25 protein-coding genes are annotated in these 26092 nt (G+C 33.6%); all 25 read left to right on the forward strand.

The genetic code is table 11. The features are described from left to right. The first annotated feature begins 8 nt into the window (after positions 1–8). The gene (locus U5L76_01180) at positions 9–1775 is read left to right on the forward strand and encodes a penicillin-binding protein 2 (GenBank protein MDZ7798210.1); all 1767 of its coding nucleotides are present in this window, start codon (positions 9–11) and stop codon (positions 1773–1775) included. A gap of 2 nt (positions 1776–1777) precedes the next feature. Then, positions 1778–3151 carry a UDP-N-acetylmuramoyl-tripeptide--D-alanyl-D-alanine ligase gene (gene murF / locus U5L76_01185; protein ID MDZ7798211.1) on the forward strand — a complete coding sequence of 458 codons (1374 nt, stop codon included), beginning with the start codon at positions 1778–1780 and terminating at the stop codon, positions 3149–3151. A gap of 312 nt (positions 3152–3463) precedes the next feature. Further along, the gene (locus tag U5L76_01190) at positions 3464–4039 is read left to right on the forward strand and encodes a hypothetical protein (protein ID MDZ7798212.1); all 576 of its coding nucleotides are present in this window, start codon (positions 3464–3466) and stop codon (positions 4037–4039) included. Positions 4040–4311: 272 nt separating this feature from the next. Next, complete coding sequence (locus U5L76_01195; protein ID MDZ7798213.1) at positions 4312–4842, forward strand: hypothetical protein; 531 nt, start codon at positions 4312–4314, stop codon at positions 4840–4842. 208 nt (positions 4843–5050) lie between these two features. Beyond that, the gene (locus U5L76_01200; GenBank protein ID MDZ7798214.1) at positions 5051–5506 is read left to right on the forward strand and encodes a hypothetical protein; all 456 of its coding nucleotides are present in this window, start codon (positions 5051–5053) and stop codon (positions 5504–5506) included. Positions 5507–5720: 214 nt separating this feature from the next. Further along, complete coding sequence (locus U5L76_01205; protein ID MDZ7798215.1) at positions 5721–6305, forward strand: hypothetical protein; 585 nt, start codon at positions 5721–5723, stop codon at positions 6303–6305. A gap of 148 nt (positions 6306–6453) precedes the next feature. Then, positions 6454–7512 carry a hypothetical protein gene (locus U5L76_01210; protein MDZ7798216.1) on the forward strand — a complete coding sequence of 353 codons (1059 nt, stop codon included), beginning with the start codon at positions 6454–6456 and terminating at the stop codon, positions 7510–7512. Between the two features lie 16 nt (positions 7513–7528). Beyond that, on the forward strand, positions 7529–7810 hold the full coding sequence (locus U5L76_01215; GenBank protein MDZ7798217.1) for a hypothetical protein: 282 nt from the start codon (positions 7529–7531) through the stop codon (positions 7808–7810). Between the two features lie 623 nt (positions 7811–8433). After that, positions 8434–9336, forward strand: coding sequence for a histidine phosphatase family protein (locus tag U5L76_01220; protein MDZ7798218.1), 903 nt, complete (start codon positions 8434–8436; stop codon positions 9334–9336). Positions 9337–9537: 201 nt separating this feature from the next. Continuing rightward, on the forward strand, positions 9538–10686 hold the full coding sequence (locus U5L76_01225) for a hypothetical protein (GenBank protein MDZ7798219.1): 1149 nt from the start codon (positions 9538–9540) through the stop codon (positions 10684–10686). Between the two features lie 175 nt (positions 10687–10861). Then, positions 10862–11479, forward strand: a complete 618-nt coding sequence (locus tag U5L76_01230) for a M15 family metallopeptidase (protein MDZ7798220.1) — start codon at positions 10862–10864, stop codon at positions 11477–11479. Positions 11480–11619: 140 nt separating this feature from the next. Next, positions 11620–12351, forward strand: coding sequence for a class I SAM-dependent methyltransferase (locus U5L76_01235; protein MDZ7798221.1), 732 nt, complete (start codon positions 11620–11622; stop codon positions 12349–12351). 511 nt (positions 12352–12862) lie between these two features. Continuing rightward, complete coding sequence (locus U5L76_01240; protein ID MDZ7798222.1) at positions 12863–14011, forward strand: Fic family protein; 1149 nt, start codon at positions 12863–12865, stop codon at positions 14009–14011. 119 nt (positions 14012–14130) lie between these two features. Continuing rightward, positions 14131–15282 (forward strand): hypothetical protein, encoded by a 1152-nt coding sequence (locus U5L76_01245; GenBank protein MDZ7798223.1) that lies wholly within the window; start codon positions 14131–14133, stop codon positions 15280–15282. A gap of 290 nt (positions 15283–15572) precedes the next feature. Then, positions 15573–16646, forward strand: coding sequence for a hypothetical protein (locus U5L76_01250; protein ID MDZ7798224.1), 1074 nt, complete (start codon positions 15573–15575; stop codon positions 16644–16646). Positions 16647–16818: 172 nt separating this feature from the next. After that, complete coding sequence (locus tag U5L76_01255) at positions 16819–17151, forward strand: hypothetical protein (GenBank protein ID MDZ7798225.1); 333 nt, start codon at positions 16819–16821, stop codon at positions 17149–17151. Positions 17152–17397: 246 nt separating this feature from the next. Next, positions 17398–17754: a hypothetical protein gene (locus U5L76_01260; protein MDZ7798226.1), complete on the forward strand. Its 357-nt coding sequence runs from the start codon at positions 17398–17400 to the stop codon at positions 17752–17754. Positions 17755–17959: 205 nt separating this feature from the next. Beyond that, positions 17960–19615 (forward strand): GAF domain-containing sensor histidine kinase, encoded by a 1656-nt coding sequence (locus U5L76_01265; GenBank protein ID MDZ7798227.1) that lies wholly within the window; start codon positions 17960–17962, stop codon positions 19613–19615. A gap of 325 nt (positions 19616–19940) precedes the next feature. Beyond that, complete coding sequence (locus U5L76_01270) at positions 19941–20942, forward strand: asparaginase domain-containing protein (GenBank protein ID MDZ7798228.1); 1002 nt, start codon at positions 19941–19943, stop codon at positions 20940–20942. Between the two features lie 8 nt (positions 20943–20950). Continuing rightward, positions 20951–21544, forward strand: a complete 594-nt coding sequence (locus tag U5L76_01275; protein ID MDZ7798229.1) for a hypothetical protein — start codon at positions 20951–20953, stop codon at positions 21542–21544. A 168-nt stretch (positions 21545–21712) separates the two neighbouring features. Next, entirely contained in the window at positions 21713–22396 is a 684-nt protein-coding gene (locus tag U5L76_01280) for a hypothetical protein (protein MDZ7798230.1), read from the forward strand. Between the two features lie 282 nt (positions 22397–22678). Continuing rightward, on the forward strand, positions 22679–23320 hold the full coding sequence (locus U5L76_01285) for an HD domain-containing protein (protein ID MDZ7798231.1): 642 nt from the start codon (positions 22679–22681) through the stop codon (positions 23318–23320). 284 nt (positions 23321–23604) lie between these two features. Continuing rightward, entirely contained in the window at positions 23605–24198 is a 594-nt protein-coding gene (locus U5L76_01290; GenBank protein ID MDZ7798232.1) for a methyltransferase domain-containing protein, read from the forward strand. 272 nt (positions 24199–24470) lie between these two features. Next, entirely contained in the window at positions 24471–24695 is a 225-nt protein-coding gene (locus tag U5L76_01295; GenBank protein ID MDZ7798233.1) for a hypothetical protein, read from the forward strand. Positions 24696–24886: 191 nt separating this feature from the next. Then, a complete protein-coding gene (locus U5L76_01300) occupies positions 24887–25873 on the forward strand; it encodes an HD domain-containing protein (GenBank protein MDZ7798234.1) in 987 nt (328 codons plus the stop codon). The last annotated feature ends 219 nt before the right edge of the window (positions 25874–26092 follow it).

Below are 26092 nucleotides of genomic sequence, written 5' to 3' on the forward strand. Positions count from 1 at the left end.
AATTTTTTATGGTCTATCGGAATAAGCGAAAAAAAATAAAAAGAGGCAAAAGAATAAAGTACGACCGTATAAATTTTTTAGCGGTGATTGTTTTTATTTTTGCCTTTTTTTTGATTTTACAACTTTTTAATATACAGGTTTTGCAGCATCCTTTTTATGATGCTTTAGCTAAAGGACAACATAGCCTTTATGAAAAACTTTTGCCGGAGAGAGGCAGTATTTTTGCTAAAAATTATTTAAAAGATGGAGAAATCTTTCCTTTAGCTACTAATAAAAAAGTAAACTTTATTTACGCCGTGCCTGAGAAAATCAAGAGCCCCCAAAAAGCAGCGGAAAAATTAGGCCAGTTACTTGATTTGGAGGAGGAGGTAATTTTAGAAAGGCTTTCTAAAAAAGAGGATTTATTTGAACCGATTAAACATTTTGTCTCTGATGAAAAATGGGAAGAAGTAAAATCTCTGGAAATTGAGGGTATTGAGGCCCGGGAGGAAACCCAAAGATATTATCCGGAAAATGAGACTGCTTCTCATGTTTTAGGTTATGTTGGCCAGAGAGAGGATTCTGATCAGCCGGTGGGACAATATGGTATTGAAGGTTATTTTAATCAGGAACTGGCTGGCCAGCAGGGTTACTTAGACACCGAAAAAGACGCGGGTGGCCGCTGGATTACGGTTGGCGGTATGGATATAAAAGAAGCCGTGGATGGAGATGATCTGGTTTTAACTATTGATCAGACGGTTCAATACACAGCCTGCCAAAAATTAGAAAAATGGGTAAAAAAGCACAAAGCTGATTCCGGGACTATGATTATTATGGAGCCTCAAACAGGCAAAATTTTGGCTATGTGCGGATATCCTGACTTTGACCCTAATAATTATAATCAAGTGGAGAATATTGAAGTTTATAAAAATCCGGCTATTTACAATACCTACGAACCCGGATCAGTTTTTAAAGCCTTTACCATGGCTAGTGCTTTGGATTTGGGCAAGGTGACTCCAGAAACCACTTACACCGATACCGGCGAAGAAAAAATCGGGCCTTACACCATTAAAAATTCTGATTTAAAAGCTCATGGTGAGCAGACTATGACTCAAGTTTTGGAAGAATCTTTAAACACCGGAGCTATTTATGCTATGCGCCAGGTGGGAGAAAAGCTTTTTTATCAATACGTTAAAGATTTTGGTTTTGGTGAGAAAACGGGCCTAAAAATGGACACTGAACTGGGCGGCAGTATTAATAATTTAAAAAAATACAAGGAAATTTACGCGGCTACCGCTTCTTTTGGTCAGGGTATTACGGTTACTCCCTTGCAAATAGTTAATGCTTTTTCGGCTATTGCCAATAAGGGCAAATTAATGAAGCCTTATATAGTTGATGAAATCAGAAAACCGGACGGTTCGATAATTAAAAGTCAGCCTGAAGAGATAAGGCAGGTTATTGACCCGAAAACAGCCACTACTTTATCAGCTATGTTGGTTAACGTAGTGGAAAAAGGTCATGGTAAACGGGCTGGGGTGGATGGTTATTTTGTAGCTGGCAAAACAGGAACATCTCAGGTACCAAAAAAAAACGGGGTCGGTTATGAAGAACATCATACTATTGGCTCTTTTGCTGGTTTTGCTCCAGCTTCAGACCCAAAATTTGCTATGTTGGTTAAGGTAGACCGGCCGCGTACAGTAGAATGGGCTGCCAGTACAGCGGCTCCGCTTTTTGGCGAGATGTCAAAATTTTTACTTAATTATTTTTCTATTCCCCCGAGTCGGGATATTGAATAAAAATGAAAAGATTACTAAAAAAAATATTAGAAAAAAAACTGCGTTTTTTTTCAAAGCGTATTTTAAATAAATATGAGCCGGATGTTATTGGAGTTACTGGCTCAGTCGGTAAAACTTCAACTAAAGAGGCTATTTTTACCGTCTTATCGGGCAAGTTTTCCGTGCGACAGAGCCAGGGCAATTACAATAATGAAATAGGAGTACCTTTAACCATTATTGGTTATCATTCTCCGGGCCGGTCAGTATTTGGCTGGCTGGCTGTATTTTTTAAAGCCTTTAAATTATTGCTTTGGCATCACCCTTATCCTAAAGTACTAGTTTTAGAAATGGCGGCTGATAAACCGGGTGATATTGAATATTTAACCCAGTTTATACCGTTAAATGTAGGAATAGTTACGGCGGTGGCTCCGGTTCACACTGAGTTTTTTAAAACTTTAAAAAATATTGCCAAAGAAAAATCTTCCATTATTAAAAATTTACCGCCAGACGGTTTTGCTCTAATCAACGCTGATGACGAGTTGGTTTTACCAATGAAAGAAAAAACTAAAGCTAGTGTTTCTACCTATGGTTTGTCAAAAGAAGCCGAGGTACAGGCTTCGGAAATAAACCTAAGCTATGGGCAGGAGCAGAAGATAGATGGTTTAAAAAGAAGCGAGATAAAGGGTTTAAGTTTTAAAATAAAATATAACGGCTCCACGGCTCCTTTCTTTTTACCCGGAGTAGTCGGCGAGCACCAAGTCTATACCGCTTTAGTAGCGGCCGCTGTTAGTTTAGCCTATGGTCTTAATCTGGTGACTATAGCTAACCGTTTAAAAGAATATCACTCTCCTCCCGGACGGATGAATTTATTGCCGGGCATTAAAGGCACTTTAATTATTGACGACAGTTATAATTCTTCGCCCAAGGCCTCTCTGGCTGCTTTAGAAGTTTTGGGTAAGATAAATTTGGGCCAGGATATGCCTCGGGCCGTTAAACCCAAAGCTATGAAAAAGTTGCCTCGTGGCAGTAAAAGGTTTTTAAAGTTTGCTGCCTTGGGAGATATGGCTGAACTGGGCGAATTTACTCAAGAGGGACACGCTATGGTTGGTCAAAAAGTAGTCGGGGTGGCTGATATTTTAATCACGGTGGGTCAAAAGGCTAAGATTATAGCCAAGGAAGCTTTAAAAAGAGGTATGCATGAGATGCAGATTTTTTCTTTTGACTATGCTGACCAAGCCGCGCGATTTCTTCAGGACAGAATTCATAAAGGCGATATTATTTTAATTAAAGGCTCGCAGGTTTCCCGTATGGAAAAAGTAGTCAAAGAAATTATGGCCCAGCCTATGAAAGCTGATGAGTTATTGGTTCGTCAGGGGGAAAGCTGGCAGGAGGAATAAAGTTCATATAAAATTTATTTAATTTATCAAAAGCGGGTAATCCCCGGTTTTTTAAGTTTGATTAATTAATCAAAAATAGCTATAATTAAGGCATAATTTTATACGGTTCAAAACTTTCACAATTTCGTATAATAAACAAATTTGAGGTGATTATACGAAATCAATTTGTATAATAATGAGTTAAGTCGAATTTTTTCTTCTGCTAAAAATTTAAATCTCTAATATATATTTCCCACGCAAAGAAGCGCGCTAACTACAAACTTAATTGAAGTTTTAGAAACCTTTATAAGATTGAGTAAATTAAACTATTATATGAACAAAACATTATATATTTTAATTGGAGTAATCTTAATTGTAGCTTCTTTCTATATAGGCTATACAATTAAAAGTCCTACATCTGCATCACAAGAAATACAAAATCTTAAAAATCAAATAACAAATTTACAGCAACAAAATAGCCAATTGCAATCTAATGTAAAAGAGCTGCAAAACCAACTTCAAAATGAAAATGGCTCCGAGAATTCTCAAGATTCAAATACTGGAGCAAAGGGAAACATTGAATATGGTAAGGGGGATTGTATGCCTTGTGTCTGTGCAGATGAAGATTGTACTGGATGCCCAGAAAGAACTTATTCTGATTTTAGTGGTGATATTTATTTTATTCTAAAAAGTGATTTAGATACTTTGGGAGATGGTGATTTTGATAACTTAATTGAATCTAGTGCTAAAACTCTGGTTACTAATGGGAATTATGAAATCAGTTTGGCTCCTGGAGAATATTTCGTTATGCCAAGAGATGTTTATCAGTATGATAAAAATTTCATAAATATTTCTTCAGGGAATATGGTGGAGAAAGACTTCAAATTCTTTAAATGTACTTCATATTAAATTAGAGCGCGCTCCCCACCCCAAGATAAGAGATTTAAATTTTTTAAACGCAGAAGAAAAAACTCCTTCGCTTTGCTCGGTGACGCCTTGCAGGCTCTCGACATAAATGCCTCACACGACTTAACAGCGATTATCTGGAATTTTCCTGCGAAAAATCCCAAAATTCTGCTACGCAGAACTTCAGATAATCGCGATATATTAGACGAAATGCGAGCGAGCTGATTGATTTATAAATAGAATATGCTTTAAAATAATTTATGATGAAAATTATTATGGATTCAAAAATTAAGATCTTAATGGGATTTTTGATTATTGGAATTATTCTAATTGGTGTATTGTGGATTTTGAGTAACCGACCATCGGAAAATGTCCCCAATGAAGAAACATACAAAAAAGGCGAAAGTATAACATTTAAGATAGATGATAATGTTCAAATTTGCACCGATGATTTGCCTTTCTCTATAATTAAATTTAATGAAGAGTCGGTAAAATTAAAACATTCCTGTATAGGAGAAATAGGTTCGGGTTTTGATCAATATTGTGAGAATGGGAAAATGGTTTTAAAACCAGTTTATCAACTTTGTGATTTCCTAGAGAAATGGTGTCGGGGTTGTAACGATGCACTTACTTGTCGGAATAAATTTATTCATGAAACATTTGTGTGGGATCAAAAGGAATATGTTGAAACAACTGAAGAATGTGAAGGCAAAATCATTCATAGAGAATTAAAAAAGCAGGTTCCAGAGGGTAAGTATCAAATTATTGTAGACGGAAAGATTATCAAAGAATTTACAATAAAATAAAATTTATGACGGCTCGCTCGCACTTAAAACCCTTCGGATTTTGCCCTTCGGGTCGTCTAACAAGGGCTATACGGCTACGGCTTTCAGCTTTCGCCCAAATTTCGACTTCGTCAAAACTTCGTATAGCCCAATACGTTATATGAAATTGCGGGGCTATAACAAATTTTTGCAAAAGTTTTATTAACCTATACAAAATAACTACAATATTATGAAGAAGAAAATCCTAATCACAACAATCACCATTTTATTAGTAGCTTCTATTACAATTATATATTTCTTTTTTGCCAATCAAAATCAATTACCAATATCGAAAAATGTGTCTCGGAATGTTTTAGAGATATGCAAAGAAAAAAGTAAAATAGAGTGTCATGGCAATTGCATGGATGGTTTTGCAGAAATTGGATATTTTGATTCGCGAAAATATAGTAAACAAGACTTTTTAGATACTCCCGAGGAACTCTACAAAACATATGGGGAAAAAAGAGAAATGATCCTTGCTTCTCATTACCAAAGCAGCTGTGATCCTTGTGGAAACAAATTTGAGCTTAATAAAAATGGTGTTTTTCAAGAGGTTTCTTGTGAAGAATTTTTTGAAACAATTGAAAATATTAATAAATCCTGCAATGGTTGTGTGAACACAATATATTTACAAATTAGTGGATAGTAAAAATCCTGGCCCGGCAACTCTCCCTCACATCTTCGCTGTTCGGTCGGCACGCTGCACTCTCGCTATCGCTCGGCTCACTTAACACGGCTTATGCGGAAACCTCGTTGCACTTCGGTTTCCCAAATGCTCACTACGTTCGCACTTCGCATAAGCCGATACGTTAGGCGATGTTGTGCTGATTTTATCCAGTATATAACCTAAATAAAGAAACATGAATAAATTTATCCTAGTCATTATTATCATCATTATTGGAGTGGGTATTTGGTGGTGGCAACAATCTGCCAATACTGTCATTACGAATACTGGCTGGCTGACATATGAGAATAGAGATTACAATTTTGAACTGCAATATCCAAATGACTGGACCCCTCAAGAGTCGTCTTATGACGATATAAATACTGAAGAAAACAAATGGGAACCCAAATATTGGGAAGATTGGAAGGTGGTAAAAAAGATATCTTTCAACACTAGTGTTGAATTTTTTTATCTTGATGTTTATATCATGGATCAGAGTATTGAAAGTGTGCTAGACAAGGTAGGAAAAAATCATAGCAATTCGCCCTTTCAGCCTTCCTTAGAGGAAATAAAAATTAACGCCAATCAAGCTTATGTTACATCTGTTTGCGATTTGGGTTGTTGTTCTAAAGATGTTTATATTGCCAAAGATGAAAATACTACTATACAAATTGCTAGGGGAGCTGTTTGTAGCGTAGGATCAGAAGAAAATATACAAAAAGCTGAAAACAATACAAATACTTTTGAGCAAATTCTGACTACTTTTAAATTTGCGAAATAAAAATCAGCACAATATCGCCTAACAGCGTATATATGTTATTCCACTTCGCTCCACGGCGCATGATACGCAAACGTTAGATGAAATAATTAAATTCTTTTGGCTATCGCCAAAAATTATTGGAACAAATTTTTATTTTATTTTTTAAGATATGAACAAGAATCAAATTATAACATTATCAGGATATAGCATCATTCATGGAATTATAGATTTGTGCTGTGCGATAGTTGTTTTTAGTACATTGCTATATCATGGTTATGACGCAAGTGATGTTTTTATTTTTGTTGTGGCTTACAATATAATTGCTTTTGGATTACAAGCACCTTTTGGATTGTTAGTGGATAAGTATCAAGTTCCTAAAGAAAGCGCATTTATTGGTTGTACTTTGGTTTTGTCTTCTTTTTTCCTATTCAACATTCCAGCTTTAGTGATAATACTATCTGGACTAGGGAATGCTTTTTTTCATGTTGGCGGAGGAAGCATTAGTTTGAATTTCAATCCACAAAAAGCAACCGCTCCTGGAATTTTTGTTGCGCCGGGTGCGTTAGGACTGACAATTGGAATTTTGATTGGCAAAAGTGGCTCATTTATTTTTTGGCCTTTTGCATTACTACTTATTTCTTCATGTCTATTTATTATTTTTAGTAAAATTCCAGAGATTAATTATCAAAAAATATCAACTAAACCTAAAATAAATTATTTTGAATTGGTAATACTATTGCTCTTGCTATCCGTATCAATAAGAGCATTATATGGTCTGACCGCTGTTTTCGCCTGGAAAGCAAATATTGCCTTGCTGTTTTCTCTAACTATTGCAGTAGTCGCCGGAAAAGCTTTAGGTGGTTTTTTGGCTGATAAATTTGGTTGGATAAAAACTGCTATTTTTGCTCTAATAATTTCCGCTCCCTTGCTTTCTTTTTTTCAAGGATCACCAATACTTGCAATAATAGGTGCATTCTTATTTCAAATTACTATGCCGATAACTTTAACAGCATTATCAAATATGCTTCCAGGCAGATCAGCTACCGCTTTTGGTTTAACAGTTTTGGCCTTAATAATCGGTGCCATTCCCGTTTATTTGGGGGCTAAGTCATTTTTAAGTACTCAATGGATTGCATTAATAATAATCATAATTTCAGCAAGTTCGCTACTTATTAGTTTTAAATTTCTGTATAATTATTTTAAAGGTCAACTCAAAATAAATTTATAATTTAATCATAATAACTATGAAAAAATTAAAAACAGTTCTAACAACCTTTTTCGTCTTTAGTATTTTCTCATTAATGTCCACTCAAAAAGCCTTAGCAGACTTAGTGCCGATAAATTATGGAGATGATACACCTTACGGACCAAACGTTAATTCAAACCCAGAGCCAAACGTTAATTCAAGCCCAGAGCCAAAAACATTTATTGATTTAATTGAGCCGCAACACATTATTATTGGCGGAGCGGTATTGGCTGTAGTAATAATATCTTTTGTAGTACTTTTTAAAATGAGAAAAAAATGAGATTTGAATACTATTCTTTAGCTCTAATTTTCACTCTAGTAATTGAGTTATCTGTAGCTTATATTTTAGGATTTAGGAATAAAAAAAGCATTGTCACGATTATTTCTGCCAATCTTATAACACACCCTTTGCTTTGTTACTTTTTATGGATAAATTCATTTATTTTCATTATTCCTGTTAACTATTTCTCAATTGTTGTTTTAGAAATATTGGTTATATTATTAGAATCAGCATTACTATTCTTCGCATTGAAACAACAATATTTAGATATGCTAAAAGTATCATTTGTCATAAACACAACCTCTTTCCTTGTTGGATTATTATTATTTTAAAATAATTTTTAAATAATAGAAAAATAAAAATAAATTTGCCCAATAATAACTCGCTTACGCTCGTTGAATTTAATTACATTATATTAACAGCATGTATGAGGCTACGGCTTTTTACAAAAGTCACCACCCAAATTGCTCTCTGCGGTCGCAATTTCTCAAATCCCTGACGTTAGGTGAAATAGCCAGAAATCTTTAATTATTTTTAGAATTTCTTTGGCAATTTAATAGGTTGAACATAGCTTGTGATATAATATTATAAATCTTAAAATATAAATTTTTAATCAAAAAAATATGGAATCATTAGAAAAATTTAGTAAAATTGAAAAAGAAAAACCAGAATATACATCAAAAATAAAGTTGTCATTCTTTCGCCATGCGGAAAAAGAAAAGGATAAATCAAAATCTGATTTAAAAATTAGACTAACAGAAGAGGGTAGAAAAAATAGTAAAAAGAAAAGTGATACTCTAAATATCAGGCAATCAGTCGTCTTTGGTAGTCCCCGTGAAAGAGCACAGGAAACAGCTTCTTTTAGAATGTCTGGAAATCAGGAAGAAATAACAGGGGAAGAAACTTTTGAAGAATTAAAAGATAAATTAAATAAGGGATTAAAAGTTGGATCAAAAATTAGCGTAGATAAAAGATTAGATTCTGATTTGGACATGGAAAGTGATTTTGGTAAAATCTCTTTAGAAAATTTTAAAAAGGGTCAATATCTAAAATTTTTAGTTGAGGAAAGCGATAGTTTGGCTAAAGAAAAAGATGATACTAAAGGTTTTACTTATTTGAAAAGTGCTTCAAATGTAGCAAAAATAATTGAAAAATATTTAAGCATTTCTAAACGATGGGATAAACTGGTGCAGGACCCACAAAAAAACTATGATGATACCTTAGAAAGATATTTTGGCACCCACTTAAGTGTTGGCGAGTGTTTTTTGGCTAAAGCAATAGAAGAGACAGAAGGTGAAGAAAAAAGAGATGAGTTTGTCAAAGCTCTCAATAATCAGGGATTTGATTTTAATGAGGGTTTTGAAATAGAAATTTTAAACAGCGAAAACGAACCATCCGTTCATATATCTTTCAAAAAAGAACTTAGCGACAAAGAAGAAGGCAAAGAAGAAGTAAAAAACGTTTTTGAGTTTGATCAAAATCTATCCATAGATACTATAAAAAAAATAGCGGAAAGTAATCAATAAATTGCCAAAAAAATAATAAAGAAAAGAAATTTCTGTCTACGTCACATAACAGCGTGTATCTGGTTCGCCCCTCGGCTCGCAAATTTCCCAAATTTTCTCCGCTACGCTCCGAAAACTTCTCATAAGCCCGATGTTATACGAAATAACTAAATTCTCTTCTGCTATCGTCGAAAAATTATTGGAACAAATTTATTTTTATTTATGAATAATATTGAAAAAAAAATTCCTCTTGAAAATAAGGCTGAAACTATGAGAATACCTGAAATTAATATTAGAGAAGAAAAGGGCGCAACGCTTTTATCAATTTTATTACGAGGCTACAATCAAGATTTTGGTAGCCACGACCATGAATTATCTCAAAGAGTAGATGAATATTTTGAACAAAATCCTCTTGACGAAAAATCAATCAAATTATTAAAAGAAATTAAAGCTCTAGAAGACGACGGCGTTGATGGGGAAACATTATTCAACATTGTTTTAACACACGACGATGAAGACAGGGTTGAATCTTTGCTTGAATTTATTTCTAAACATAAAGAGTGCGTAAAAAAACCTGAGAAACTAAGAAATAATCTTCTGAAAGCAATCAATGATCTAGAAAATAAATTACCAGAAGCATTAAAACAAGATTTTGACAAAGCCACATCTGAAGATATCAAAATACGAGAGCAAAACATAGAAGATTCCAAACAAAGAATAAAAAAATTGATTGATTTTTTTAGGCCACAAACTAATACAACAAAAACTAAAGAAGTAGTCTTGCTCCCTACCGATTTTTTAATGTCTGAAAAATCGGGAGTCGCTTTTAATTTTGGGGATAATCTTTATATTTCTTCACATGTCGATAATCCGCATAATTTAGAGCATGAATTCTTGCATTGCATCATTAACCCGATCGTTGATAAACTAGATAAAAAATTATCAGATGAACAAAAACAAAAAATAAGCAATCTCGCGAGTGATAAACTAAAAGTTGAGCAAGGCTATGGGAAAGAATATTACAGTTTACTTTGCGAAGAATTCATCAGAACTTACAATGATGTTTTTCAACACGGGAAGCAACCGATAGTTTATAATGATTTTGTTCAAAAAATTGAAAGCTTAGATGAAGAACAATTTAATTCTTTACTTTCGAAAAAAGAGAGTCTAAAAAATCGTTGCGCCCAATTGCAGATAAACACATTTGAAGATTTTAAAAACAAAAGTCAAGAATATTTTGACGCTTTTGAAAAAAATGATTTACGAGAAATCATATTTAAATTCTACCAGGATTTCACAAAAGAAAAAGAAAAAAATCCAAATTTAGATTTTGAGGAGTTTGTTTTAAAGGAATTTAATAATAGAATATAAATAAAAATAAATTTGCCCGAATAATGCTCGCTGTCGCTCGCGAATTTAGTTACATCAGCTAACACGGCATATCTGGTTACGGCTTTTACAAAAGTCTCCACCCATACCTCTCGACAAGCTCGGGGCATCAGATATACGCAAACGTTAGGCAAAATTTTTCTTTAAGAAATATTTTATGATAAATATAAAAGAATGTAACGAGCCATTAATTGATATAAAAAAGTTGTGCCCAAATATCAAGATAGACCTGGGCGGGCGGCGAATAAGAAAAGAAAAAACGGCATATCTTCGAAAAACAGTGGCTGAAATGATTTTGCATGCCGAAAAGGAATTGCCCAGAGGTATGACGTTTATTATCGATGACGCATGGAGACCTCAGTATATCCAAGAGGAAATCACACAGTGGTTTATAAAACGTTTCTCTAAAAAATATCCCAGCTGGCCTAAAAATAAAATTGTAAAAGAAGTCGAAAAATATGTTGCTCCTTCAAATGGAAAATATGCCTCTGGGCACATGACAGGTGGTGCAGTAGATTTGAGGTTATTGAAAAATGGCAAAAAAGTTCCGATGAAAAGCTCAAAACTAATATATCAAGAAAATGCAAAATCATTTCAGCCTAAACTTCCACAATATATTCAAAAAAATAGAAATATAATGTTCACCGCTCTAAAAAAAGCTGGTTTGTCTAATTATCCGAAAGAATATTGGCATTGGTCGTATGGCGATATTTGGTGGGCAAAAAAAAACAAAAAGAAAATAGCTATCTATGGTGTGATAAAAAATATTTCTTAAAGTAAAACTCAAGCCACGCTGCGCTCTCGCTCCACTCCGTTACGCTCGGGTCGGACAACAGCGTATATCTGCCTCCGCTACGCTCCAGAAACTTCTGATAAGCCCGATGTTAGGCGAACCTTTGTTTGAATAAAATTTTTATGTCAATATTTTTCAATAATAATAAAGAACAAAAAGAGTATATTAAGGAAAAACTTATTAAAGTATATCCCAAATTCAAAACAGGAGGATATTTTTTTAGGCAATATTTAAAAAATTATATTAATAGCAATTCAATCATTTTAGATGCAGGTTGCGGAAGTGATGGAATAATATCAGAATTTCAGTTTATGCCGAAATTAATTATTGGCGTTGATATAAACAAAAGATTATTAGATAAAAATAAAATCGTAAATAAAAAAATAGTTTCTGATTTAGAACACATCCCGTTAGGCAATAATTCTGTAGATATTGTTATTTCTGAATTTGTCTTAGAGCATTTGCGTAATCCATCTACTGTTTTTAAAGAAATATCTAGAGTTCTGAAACCTAAAGGAATATTTATTTTTATTACCCCAAACATCATAAACCCTATCATGGCTTTAAGTAAAATCTTACCCCATTTTTTTCATACACTATTAAGAATTAAATTATTAAAAAAGGGAAAAGAAACGCATCCTACATATTACAGAGCAAATATTTACTTAAGGTTACTAAAATTAGGAGAAGAAACAGGATTTCATAATTATGAAATTATAAGAGCTGGTAACCCTGAATATTTTGGATTCTGCAAGCCACTCGTGCCAATGTCAATATTTTTTGAAAAACTAATTGACAATAATTTTTTAAATATTTTTAAAATGTACCTTGTTGGTTGTTTTATAAAAAAGTAAAATTTTATTCAATCAAAACTCAAGGGAACGCTGCGTTTTCATTTTAGCCTTTATTTGATAAAATAATAAGGAAGCCAAAATTAACCCTCGCCTAACAAGGGATAAAAAAAATTGCTCGGCTCGCAATTTTTCTAAATTTTCTCCGCTACACTCCAGAAATTTTTCATACACGCAAACATTATATGCCATTCAAAAAATCTTTTTCCTTTTTATAAGGAATTTTGACAGGCTTTTCAAAAAGGGGAATAAATTTGTTTTTTCTTTATTAGAAAGGGGTATATGTTGTTTTCTCCCCGCCAGAGGCGGGCAGGCACCCCTAACCCCCGCCCGCCTCGCTACGCGAAGCGTTGCGGGCAGGCCTCTGCCCAAAATTCAAAACAGAAAAAATCAAATTTTAAGAAAGAAAGCCCATCTAATACTAAGAGGAGGTATATGTTTATATACATTTGTTGACAGAATGTATACAAACATATATACTTTGTATACATTGTAATAAAGATGTAAACAAACCATGAAAAATGCTAAAATTGGCCAAAATATAGAACAAAAAAAGGGCTTTAAAGCTTTTACTCCCAATCCTTTTCCACCAAAGGAAGGTTTTAGTTTTGAGCCAAAAATCTTGAAAAAGAACAATGAAGCCACTAGATTACTCGGCAAGCTTGATGGTATTACTAAATTATTGTCTGATTCGGATTTTTTTCTTCTGATGTATTTGCGAAAAGATGCAGCTTCTTCAAGTCAAATCGAGGGAACTATGGCAACAATGATTGATGCCATTGAGGCGGAAGTAAAAATAAATACAAATATACCTGAAGATGTTGATGATATTTTGCATTATATCAAAGCTCTTAATTATGGGTTGAAGCGGGTAACAACGGATAATTTTCCTATGGCGCTTAGATTTATCCGTGAATTGCATAAACAGTTGATGCACAAAGCTCGGGCAAATCATTTTTCTGATCCCGGCGAATTTCGCAAAAGTCAAAATTGGATTGGTGGCACAAGGCCGGATAATGCCAGATTTGTTCCTCCGGCTGTTCATGATATGCATAATGCACTTAGCGATTTAGAAAAATTTATACATTCAGATGACTCTGTTCCGACTATAATCAAAGCCGGATTAATTCACGCTCAATTCGAAACAATTCACCCATTTTTAGATGGAAACGGAAGAACAGGAAGAATGTTAATCACTTTTTATTTGTGGAAAGAAGGTTATTTAGAAAAACCAATTTTGTTTTTATCGTCTTTTTTTAAAAAACACCAAAAACTGTATTACGAAAAACTATTCGGTTATCACCATGGCAAGGTAAACGATTGGATTGATTTTTTCCTGGATGGCGTTATTGAAATAGCCCATGAAGCTATTGATATAGTAGACAAAATTACTATTCTGAGACAAAAAGATTTGATGAAAATTCAGAAACTTGGAAAGCGCGCCTCCGAAAGTGCGACAATTGTCTTGTCTGAACTTTACGAACAACCAATTGTAAATGTTAAAGTTATCCAAAATTGGACGGGTTTTACCCGCGCCGGTGCGCAAACAGTTATTGATAGATTTATTAAAATGGGAATTTTATCACCAAAAGACAAAGACAAAAAATATGGACAATCCTATATTTATAAAGATTACGTTGAACTTTTTAACAACAGAAATTAAAACAAAAAACAAATTTATGATTATTGAATAAAAAGCCTGTCAAAATGAAATTTAATTAAAAATGATAGGCTTTCAAAAGGAATAAATTTATATATTATATTTAATTTAAAATCTATATTATGAAAAAGAAAACAACAATTACAGTTTTAATAATTGTCATATTAGGATTTATTTTTTTCTTGTTTGGTAAAAAATTAGATCCCAGGGGCGTACCCCAAAATCTTAACCAGGAAGAAAAAAAAGATTGGCTTGCAGAAAAACTCTATGAGTCTATGTATACCAGAAAACCTATTGATATTGGTTACGAGGAACCTTCACAAGAAGATATTCAAAGCAAAAAACAAAAAACCGATTTAACTAAAAAATATCCATCAAAAATAAATGCCTTGTTTGAGTTAGGAACAAATACAGCTACTTTGTTTTATTTTAGTGATGAATTAAAAGATTTAGGAGTTAATACATATTTTGTTCAAGCAGAAACTAGAATTGAAAATGGGGAATTAAAAATTTTTCAGCCTTGTTATTCTAAAAAATGTATCCTCTCTCAAGAGGAAGCCGAGCGTGTTGTTATAGACAGAATGTTGATGGCCAAGCAAGAAGGTTTTAGTGTGGGCTTTGTGCCTGACTTGCCTGATGCTTTTGAGGTTGGAAGAGAAAATTATAATATTGATGAATTAAATCCCCGATTCAAAGAGATGATTCTAAAATGGGCGGAAATTGCCGAAGAATATGGTGTTGAATATTTCGTTCCGATTAATGAGTATGAGACTCTCTTATATACTAATGGATATACTATTGAGAAAGTTTACCAATATACAAATAATTTCTATGATGATTTAATTCCAAAAATTAGAAAAATTTATAATGGTAAAATAATTATTAAAAGCGGCGCTTTAGATAGTTGGAGTAATCAAAAAGGCATATCTAGAAAAAAGGCAGATTTATTTGGCTTGGGAAATTGGCATGCTGGTACAGCAGATGAAATCAAAGAAAGTACTCAAAAAATGGTAGAAGTGGCTGATGAAATTTCTGTAAGAGATAATCTTCCTTGGCTTGTTACTGAATATTATGTGGCAACGCAAGAAGATGTTGAAGAATCTTTTGGTCAAGAAGGAATTGTTCTTCCAATGAAAGAGGCTTATGAAGCGGGTCTATCTGAACTCAAAAAATCTGAAGAAAATATTGGTTTCACTTTTACCGGCTATATTGGCAGGGGCAAAATAAGAGGTACTGAAGCCGTCTCGGTTTTGAAGAATTATTTTAATAAATAGTTAAAAGAAATAATTAAAATCTTTTTCTTTTAAGCAAATATCTCTAATTAAATAAAAAGCCTGTCAAAATGAAATTGAATGAAAAATGATAGGCTTTCAAAAAGGATTAAATTTGATTTTTTCTTTATTAGAAAGGGGTATCCGCCTTTGCTAATCTCCTTCGTTAAAACTTTGGTGGTCAAGAAGCTACGGCGGACAAGTAAGGTGTTTTCTCCCCCGCTAACAGGCGGAACAGGCGCTTTACTCCGAAAACGAATTACTTATAAAATTTTAATTTTTAATAAAATATTATGAAAAAACAACTAACAATTATTGGAATCGGAATTGTCGTAATAATAATGGCATTTTTTACTTGGCATTATTTTTCTCAAACAAACAATATTCCAAATCAATCGCATGTTATTCAAGATACAAAAAGTAATATTTCTGGAAATTACCTCGGAAGTTATTATAAAGAAAATTATGTCTGGGGCGGAGCTATGAATTTAGCTTGGAACGATTTGAATGAAAATATATTGCATGAAAAGTTACAATTGAATACTGATGATAAAGTTGCCTTGGAAATGGTATCAAAATTAAATGACGCTCCCTTTTCTAAAAGTGATTTAGATGAAGAAAGTTATTATGTAAAAAGTGGCTATGGACAAAGCACGGTTGATGAAATTAATCGTGAATCAAGAAAGAAATTTCCATCAAAAAGTTTTGGTGATTTAAAAATGAGCTTAGATCCAACGGATATTATTTCCTATGCCTACTTTTTGAAAGAAGTAGAATATAAAACAAAATTTGAAAAGGACGATCTTTCATTTAACGGACAAAAAGTAGCAGGGTTTATTGCAGATAACGAAGCCCAAAAAGAAAATATAAAAATTATTAAGTATGATGACGATGATAAGTTTATTATCAGATTACAATTAAAAGACAAAAACGATGAACTGATTTTAGCCAAAGGATATGATATGAAAAATCCACAAGCGATTGTCGATGAAATAAATCAAAATAATAAAGGTTATCTTGCAACTATTGGAGGATCTGATCGTTTTAAAGCTCCAAAATTACACCTTGATTATCATAGAGATTATATTGAATTAATTGAAAAGTATTTAGCCAATAAAGAATTTGAAGAATATTATATCGCTCAAATGTTTGAAAACATTAAATTTGATATGGATGAAAAAGGAGCAAAAGTTGAGAATGAGGGCGTGATAGCAATGCTACCTACATCAGCTGGACCAAGTAAAAAACCAAAAATTAAAAACTTTATTTTAGATAAACCATATTGGGTGGTAATGAAAAGAGCTGATTCTCAAAATCCATACTTTATTTTGGGAGTAAATAATGTAGAGTTAATGGAAACAAAATAAGGAGTTTTGGATTTTAGGCATTCCTGCCTACAGGCAAAACAGACGTGGAGTTTATCCACGCATTTGATGTGGAGTTTTAAAAAACTTCTCCAAAACCTGATATTATGGTAATATTATGGGGTGATTTTGTTTAGAAAAATTTATTAATATCAATTAATCTTTTTATTTTAATATGAAAACTAAACTGAAAATTGGAATAATCGCCTTATCAATTATAGTTATTGTTTCAGGTGGATGGGTTATTCTAAATAATACACAAGAAGAATATACAACAGTAAATTATAATAGTAATACACAAGAAGAATCTACCAGAGGAAAATATGATGACAACATATATTACTGTGTGAATGATGATGATTGTAAGATGTGGTGGGGGCCTGACCATTGTGGTTGCGGTAACAAGTATTACGAATATCCTGAAGAAATAAGAAATAGGCGCCCCAGTTTAGTTTGTGAGGGAGATCCTAGTTATGAATGTAAATGCATAGAAAACAAATGCCAGTAAGTATTATAACGCAAAATTGCTTGCCTCATACTGCCGCTTTTTTTTCATTCCACTCCACGGACGTCATATAATAAGAGAGATATACAGTTCGCCCCTCGACAAGCTCAGGGTCGTCGGGGCGTATAACACAGCGTATGCGGTTCGGGACTCGGCTCGCCCCTCACCCATATTTTGCTCTAAAATGCATAATATAATTTATCTAATTATTTAATATTACGCGGACCTGGACAAAAATAATAAAACTATATGAAGCGTAAAATCAAAGGAGGAATTTTAGCCATAATTGGCTATGCACTTTCACCAATATCATGGTGGAATGATTTATTTGTAAATATTCCCCTGGCCTATGTTTTTGCTTTACCGTTTGGATATTTTTCAAAAGAACTATTTTTACCGGCCATGATATTGGGTTACTGGGTAACTAATGTAATTGGATTGATGATGTTGCATCATGGAGTTAAAGATGTTTTTTCAAAAGAAAAAGAAAAATATACAAAAAAAGATCTGGTAAAAGATATCATTATTTCAATTTTGTACACGGGAATAGTTGTAGTATTTGTATTAATGGGCTGGCTAAAACACCCTACAGAATATTTTAACTAAGTTTAAGTTTTGCCTTATATTCTCGGTCGCTTGGCTTTAATTTACTATATAAGCTCTTCATATAACAGCCATTAAGCCCCATCTCAAAAATATTTATTTAAAAAAAAGCCATTGGCTTTTTTTTTAATTCTTGACAAATCACCAAAAAAGTGATTAGTTATAAGGAAAGTTCTTTAACAAAAAACCAAAAACGAAAGGAAGAAAAATGAAACTGGAGACAAGACCGGCCATTGACGGAATTATGGATTCGTTTATTGAGATTCTTCGGCTAGCAGCGCCTAAGGATTTAAAAATTGTGGCTATTACCTTGCGGGTTTTTGACTCTGAATACAATAATTTAGCGCTTTTTGGCAAAACTGGTTTAAAGCATCCACAAAAAAGAAGAAGGGTAGTGCCTCTGAAAGGAACAGTATCCGGTCATCTTTATCAAGTTGGCGGATGCGAGTGTGTCAGTGTCGAAGATAAAGACTGGTTTAACCATCATGACCGTCAGTTAGCCAAAGAAGAAGGCTATGGCTATATGTTAGCTATGGAGCTTTCCCATTTAGGGCGCAGTATTGGCACAGTCCAGGTTTACACGGTTAATAATCCGAGGTCATACCCAGAAGAAAAGATAGGCCAGTTAATGAATTTGGTGAAAGAGATATCTTCCAAGTTTGTTATTAGCTATTTTGAAGATGAACTATTGATAAAAATCCAGGAAGAATTAACCGGGACCAATCCACGAGGCAGTTTTTATCACATCTGCGCTATTATGGCTGAGCTTTTTAACAGTCAGGGTGTGGTCATTTACTACCGTTCGGGAAAAAACGAGGTTAAGCTTATTGCTGGTTATGCCGGAAAAAACATTCCTGAACATGGCATTGGAGAAAGATTTAGAATTAGTACCGATGCTAATGATAATCTAGGGTACCTTAATGAGGTATTGAAAAGTAAGAAGACAATGGTTTTTCAGGGTACTGATGAAAGACTGAAAACAATAAATGAAATTATGTATTTTCAGCATACCCAGTCAATCTTAGTGGCTCCAATTATTGTAGAATCTTTTATTCAAGGTTTTATGGTGATCAACCAGAGCCTAAATCGACCGCCTTTTGATGAAAAAGAAATGAAACTGATCGATCGCATCGCTCTGAAAGTATCACAATCGTTGAGTATGATCAGGCTGCAAAAAGAAAACGCGGCCTGTCAGGCGGCTAATGTTAGCTCGTCATTACTGGCTGAAATAAGGCATAATCTGCTTAACCCTTTAATTCCGATTTTCAATCAGACTAAGAGTCTACTTGATTCAGAAAGATTACCGGACGATTTAAGGCAATGCGCCGAGGGTATTTTACAGGAGGCCAAAAATTTGGATAAACGACTACGAGACTTGGAAGATCTATATTGTAATGACAACCGAGTGGCTATGAGTTGGATTAATTTAGTTTCCTTGCTAGAGAAAAAAGTAGAATCATGGAGAACCATATGTGAAGAAAGGGGCTTTCAATTATTTTTTGACAAAAGGGTAAAAAATATCCTTCGCAACGCTAATAGTCAATTACTGGAAATTGCTCTGGAGAATCTTTTTAATAATGCTATTGAAGCCACTTCTCAAAAAGGCAGCCGGATAGAGGTTACCATAAGAAGATCAAAAAGGTATAATCCGGTAATTACCATGACTAACCCGGGTGAAATTCCGGTTGATAAGATGCCGAAAATTTTTCAGCGTGGCTTTAGCACAAAAGATGAAGGCAGTGGCCAGGGTCTGACTATTGCTAAAAAATACGTAGCTATGCACGGCGGAGAAATTGCTTGTGAATCTAGCCATGGCAAAACCACTTTCCTAATAGTTCTTTTTGGTCATCAGCAAAAAAATTAAAAGGAGGAATAAGCTCTATTAATGGCCGCCTTGTTATTTTAGACAAGGCGGTTTTTTTATTTAATAATATTGTAGAAGTCGGTCGCAACTGACGGCTATACCTTGTGACTGAAATCTAAATAAGGCTGAAATTTGTCTTGACTAGTCCTTCTTTTCCTTCAATTTTGCGCCAAATTAAAAAGAGTAAATAGATTCTTCTTTATAGTCTAAGTTAGACGAGGAAACTGGCTTGCCAGCCGAAACTCCGAGCAAAGCGAGAGGGCTTGACATAAATAAAATTAAATATAATAATATATAGAGCCGTCTAATAATTATAGCGCCGTCTATGACTAAGAGAAAAAAAATACTGCTTATATTCTGCGGAGGCACTACTTTGTTTGGTAATAAGGTCTCTGTTCAATCGGTGCGTAAAAAAGCCGATGTTTCCGGCTGGATGAAAAATATTGATGAACTAAAGATGATGGCTGATATTGAACCGTTTTTTGTTTTTGGCGGTGAAGCAGCTGAGGTAGGAGAAAAACAATGGCAAAAAATTGCCCAGACGGTAATAAAAAATTATAAAAAATACGATGGTTTTGTTATTACCCACGGCCTTGAAACACTGCCCTATACGGCCGCTGCTTTATCTTTTATGCTGCAGAAACTGGGCAAGCCGGTTATTTTAACTGGCTCACCCATTCCTTCGGGGCAAGAATCTTCAGCTGAAGTTTTGGAATCTATATTCAAAAATTTTCAGGGCTTGGGTATAAAAGCCAATTTAATTAATGCCTGCCAGGTGGCTATCTCTGATCTAGCTGGTGTTTTAGTCGTTTTTGGCAGCCGTATCTTATCAGGCACTGCTGTGGAAGGCCTTTCTTCTTATACTAGAAAAGAAGAAAAAGAAAATAAAGAAATTATGGGAAAAATTGACTTAGGTTTAACTATTTATAAAGAAGTTAAAAAAAGATCTTCACAAAAACCTTTGCTTAAACCAGAAATTGACCCAAAAGTTTCAGTATTTGATTTTCATCCCGGTATTGAGTCAGGGCTCTTAAAGGAAAATATTAAAAAAGAGGTCCACGGCCTTATAATTAAAACTCATTCAACTAATTTTTTTCCGGATTCTATTTTTAAATATTTAAAAAAAGCCAAGCAAAAAAAGATGCCGGTAGTTATTTATTCTACTAGCGGCTTTAAGCCAGTTAAAAAATCCGCTTTTATTTTTGTCGATAATATGAATCTGATTACCACCGTGGTTAAGCTGATGTGGGCTCTGGGACAAACGACAAGTATGGGCCAGATAAAAAAAATTATGGCCAAAAACTATAACGGTGAGATAAATAAGTAATCAATGATATGAAAGTATATTTTTTCAGCCCCAAAACCAGTCAAAATAAATTATCCAAGAACCAGGACATAATTATTAAAACTTTGCGCCGAGCTGGGGTTGATTTATACACAAATCTAAAAGAGAGAAGCCTGCCTTCAGATCTGGCCGCAGTACAAAAATTGGGCGGCATGGTTTTAGATGAAATGCAAGCCTTAATTATCGGCGGCAGCCAGAAATCTCCGGATATTGGCTATTTATTGGCTATGTCCATATCTCAGAAAAAACCGGCTCTTTATCTTTATGAAAAAGGCTCAGGTTCGCAGGATGTTTTAAAATACTTATCCAAAAAAAATATTCCTAAAACATTGCAGATAAAAAATTACCAAAAAAAGAATTTGGAAAAAATAATTGTTGATTTCCTTAATTCCCTGAAAGGCAAGAAAGTCAAAGAAATGCCCCGTATTAAGTTTACTCTGCGTATTACTCCTTCAATTGAAAAATATCTGCATTACAAAACCCATAACACCAAAAAATCAAAAGCCGACTTTCTCCGCGAATATGTAGAAAAAATGATGGAGATAGATGACGATTTTCAGGATTTTTTGAGAAAAGGGGAGTAGGGGAAGAGATTTTTTTATTGGTAAAAAAAATGGTAAACTATAAACAGTATCGGATTAATATAATGGTTTAATAAAACTTCGTATAATAAACAAATTTGAGGTGATTATACGAAATCAATTCGTATAATAACGAGTTGTGCGAAATTGTTCTAATTTTTTCTCAAATATATGAATAATGTTTTTTTAGTTTTCGGGTACGGAGTTCCCAAGAACATTCTAAAAGACGAAAATTATAATTTTTATTTAAAAATGGTCTTTAATAAGACTTATAGTTTTGTGATAAAAAATAAGATTGATAAGCCGATAATCATTACTTGTGGTGGTGAAACAGATATGTTAAGGCCGTACAAACGCACTGAAGCCGATGAAATGATAAAATTCTTTAGTGTATTTATCAAAGAACGACCATTTTTAAAATCAATGACCAAAAATTGGCTTTTTATTCCAGAAAATAAATCTCTTTCGACTTTGGAAAATTTATTAAACAGCAATAAGATAATCCAAAAAAGAAAAGTTAAAAAAGCCAATTTTTTCATCTTCTGCGAACAAACACGCGAGAATCGTATCAAGGTTCTGGCTAAAAAAATACTTGATAAAAATTATAATTTTCTAGTGGTACCTATAGATTTTGATGTGTCAGTAAACAGATACCTGTCAATAGGGTATTTAGCAAAAAAAGAAAGTGCGGAGTTGAAACATTCGTTGTGGGCATTACAAAGTCCCGAAAACCTAAAAAAACATCATAAAGTTTTTGAGGAGAAATTTGAGTACTTCCGAAAAGTAGGACATAAGGCAAATGTTAACGCGGTGAAAGAGTGGTGGGATCAAAAACTTAAGGAATTAAAAAATTAGAACAACATCGCACAACACCAAATATCTGGCTTGAAAATTTTTCAGTTATTAGAAAAAACAAGGAGTGAAAAATTTCCGCGCCCAAATTTCGCACTTTTCCGTTTAGTGGTAATTTAGAGTATAATTAATTTAACAATATAATCAGAATATCAAAGTTTTTAGCACATAAACCAAAGCGCGAAACTTCAGATATTCGGATACGTTATCTGTAATTAATTTGGAATTTGCTATTCGCTTCACAAAAGGGCAAAATTATTAAATCTGTTAAAATCCTTTATTATTATGGACAAAGAATTAAAAAATCAGTTAATCAAAATCGCCAAAGAAAAAATTCCGGATATAGATGTTTCTCATGATTTTGAACATGCTTTGAGAGTTTTATCTAATGCTGAAAGAATAGCTAAAGAAGAAAGCGGCGATTTTGATATTATTGTTCCCGCCGCCTTATTTCATGATTTGATTGTTTATCCAAAAAATCATCCAGATAAACATAAGTCGCAAGAAGAAAGTGCTGAGGCGGCGGAAAAAATATTGAATACTTTTGGCAATTTTCCCAAAGACAAAATAGAAAAAGTAAAAATCTGCATCTTGGAATGTTCTTTCAGTAAAGGCATTGTTCCTGATTTGTTAGAATCAAAAATTTTGCAAGATGCCGATGGTTTAGAAGCAACCGGCGCAATCTCAATAATGAGAACTTATTCATCAACAGGGCAAATGAAAAGACCTTTTTATAATTCTGATGATCCGTTTTGTGAAAATCGTGAACCTAACGCTTCAGAATTTGCCCTTGATTTATTTTATGAGAGATTGCTCAAAGTTGCTGAAAAAATGCACACAAAAACAGCAAAGAAAATTGCCAAAAGAAGAACTGATTTTTTAATGGATTTTCTAAAAGAATTTAAGTTAGAATTAGAGGGAAAATAATTTTTGCCCAACTGGATATTACGCAAATTCCAAATTAACTCTGCGGTGCTCACTTCGTTCCGCTCCTCGCCGCGCTGCGCTCTCCTCCTTTCAGTCGTCGGGACAGATAACAAGGGATATACGGTTCCCTCCAGAGGCGGGCAGGCAGCCCTCGGCTCGGGCTTCATCCAAATTTTTCTTCCACTTCGTTACAGAAAAACTTCGTATATCCCTGACGTTATACGCCATTGGGCTACGACTGTAAAAAACGCAATCTATTTAATATCTAAACAAATTATATAATTATGACTTTTTTAAACACACAAAAAATCTCGGAAGAATATAAAAAATCAAATTGTTTGTGGGGTTTGGAACCAAACAAGTACGTGACTCAAATCCATAAAATCATAAAATCTGGAAAAGTTTTAGATGTTGGTGTTGGTGAGGGCAGAAATGCGTTATTTCTCGCCAAACAGGGATTTGAGATAAGTGGAATTGATGTTTCGAAAGAAGCCATATGTAAATTTCTAAAATTTGCCAAAACCGAAAATTTGAATGTAAGTGGCATAGTGTCTGATATTGTTAATTTCGATTTCAAACAAAATTATGAGGTTATTATTTCTATTGCCACTTTGCATCTTATTTCAAAGAACAAGGTTGTAGATATAATCAAAAAAATAAAAGAACATACAAAACCTAATGGAATAAATCTGCTCACTGTATTTACTAAAAAAGATATTGGATTTAAAGAATATCCAAATCTTTATTTTTTTGATGAGGATGAATTGAAAGAATTATATAAAGATTGGCAAATTTTAGAATATAAAAATTATGTAAAGGAGGAAACCCATAGCAAACCCCACAAACATCATATTTGTGTTTTGATTGCTAAAAAGTAGCCGCCCTCCGCCCAACGCTAAAAGGGACGCTGCGCTTTCGCTTCACTGTGTTACGCTCACCCTCGCACAACACAGCGTATGCGGTTCGGGGCTCGGCTCGCCCCTCTCCCATATTTTTGCTTCCGTTGGTCGCAAAAACATCACATATACTGAAACGTTAGGCGTAATAATAAAAAGTTTCTCAATAACATTATTAACACTCTAAAACTATGGAAAAAAAAGTAAAAATTAAAAAAATGAGGTATCTGTGGTGTCCTAATTGTAATCACTATATGAGACTTAAAATGAAAGAAAGAAACATCTTCGCATTACTTTTTGGAGGTTTACTTGGTAGTATATGGTCAGTCACGCATGTGCCAGAATCAGAGAAAATTTGTGGTAAATGTGGAAATAAAGAAAATCTAAAATTTGTGTATTTACGTACAGAAGTCGGTTTTAAAAGTGAGGAATTTGCCTATTATCTACCATCAGGCGAAAAAATAGTTTTTAATAAATAGTTGGGGAATTTTTATTACATCGCCTAACTCGGCATATCTGGTTACCCTAGCCGTTCGCGAACAGCTGGATCCACCCATATCTCCCTTCGGGAGACATCAAATATACGCAAACCTTATAGGAAATAGAATTTTTACTAAAAAAATTGGGAACTAACTACAAGATTTATTAAAATTACCTTTTTTATAATTTTATGATCAACATTAATGATAGAGTATATGGTAGAAATATAATTCAAGAGTCAGTTTTAATTGAACTTATTAATACCAGCCCCATTCAAAGATTAAAGGGGATAAATCAAGCAGGTGCTTCCCAATATGCAATAGAAGGCAAAACGGTAACGAGATATGAACATTCTTTGGGTGTAATGATATTATTAAAAAAATTAGGTGCATCGATTGAAGAACAAATCGCAGGATTACTTCACGATATTTCTCATACTGCTTTTTCGCATGTAATTGATTTTGTATTTAGAGATACCAATTATAATCATGAGTTTCATGAAAAATTTCATGAACAAATAATACTTCAATCAGAAATACCCACTATTTTAAAAAAATTTAATTTCGACATAGATAGAATTTTAGATGAACATAATTTCTCCTTATTAGAAAAATTCTTACCTGATCTCTGTGCAGATAGGATAGATTATACATTAAGAGGTATGGTGGCGAGTGAAGGTTTTAGTGATAAAATAAATAATTATATTTCATGTTTCATGGTTCAAAACAATGAAATTATTATTCATGGAGAGCTAATCGCAAAAAGTTTTTCAGAGGATTATCTTAGAATGGATGAAGAAAAATGTTCTCATCCTCTTGAAGTTGCATTATTTCAAATTTTAGCTGATGCAATAAAAATTGCTTTGGATAAAAAAATACTTAATGAAAAAGGCTTATTTGAAGATGATTTATCTGTGTATACAAAACTAAAAGAATCAGGCAACCAATTGATTTTAAATAAATTAGAAATGCTCAATCCCAAATTAAAGATTATTGATGACCCTAATGACTTTCATTTTCATTCTAGAAATAAATTAAGATATATTAATCCTAAATTTCTTGATTCAAACGGCTCAATTCATCGTGTGGCAGAGAGGTTTAAAGATTTTTCAGATAAACTTGTAAAACACGAAGAAAAGATTAAAAAAGGTATTTTTGTTAGGATTATTTCTTATTAACGCTCCCAACCTTTAAAATTGACTCACTTTATTAGATATAAATAAACGTAAAAATTCTACTCAAGGGGACGCTGCGTTTTCGTTGCTAACGCTCCTCACTCTCGTATAACAAGGGATATGCGGTTCCCTCCAGAGGTGGGCAGGCAGCCCTCGTCTCGGGCTTCACCCAAATTTTTCTGATATAATTCAAATGCCAACGAAACCATAACTTTATATTTA

It is taken from the genome of Patescibacteria group bacterium, assembly GCA_034520665.1.
In the GTDB taxonomy this organism is placed as follows: domain Bacteria; phylum Patescibacteriota; class Patescibacteriia; order JAXHNJ01; family JAXHNJ01; genus JAXHNJ01.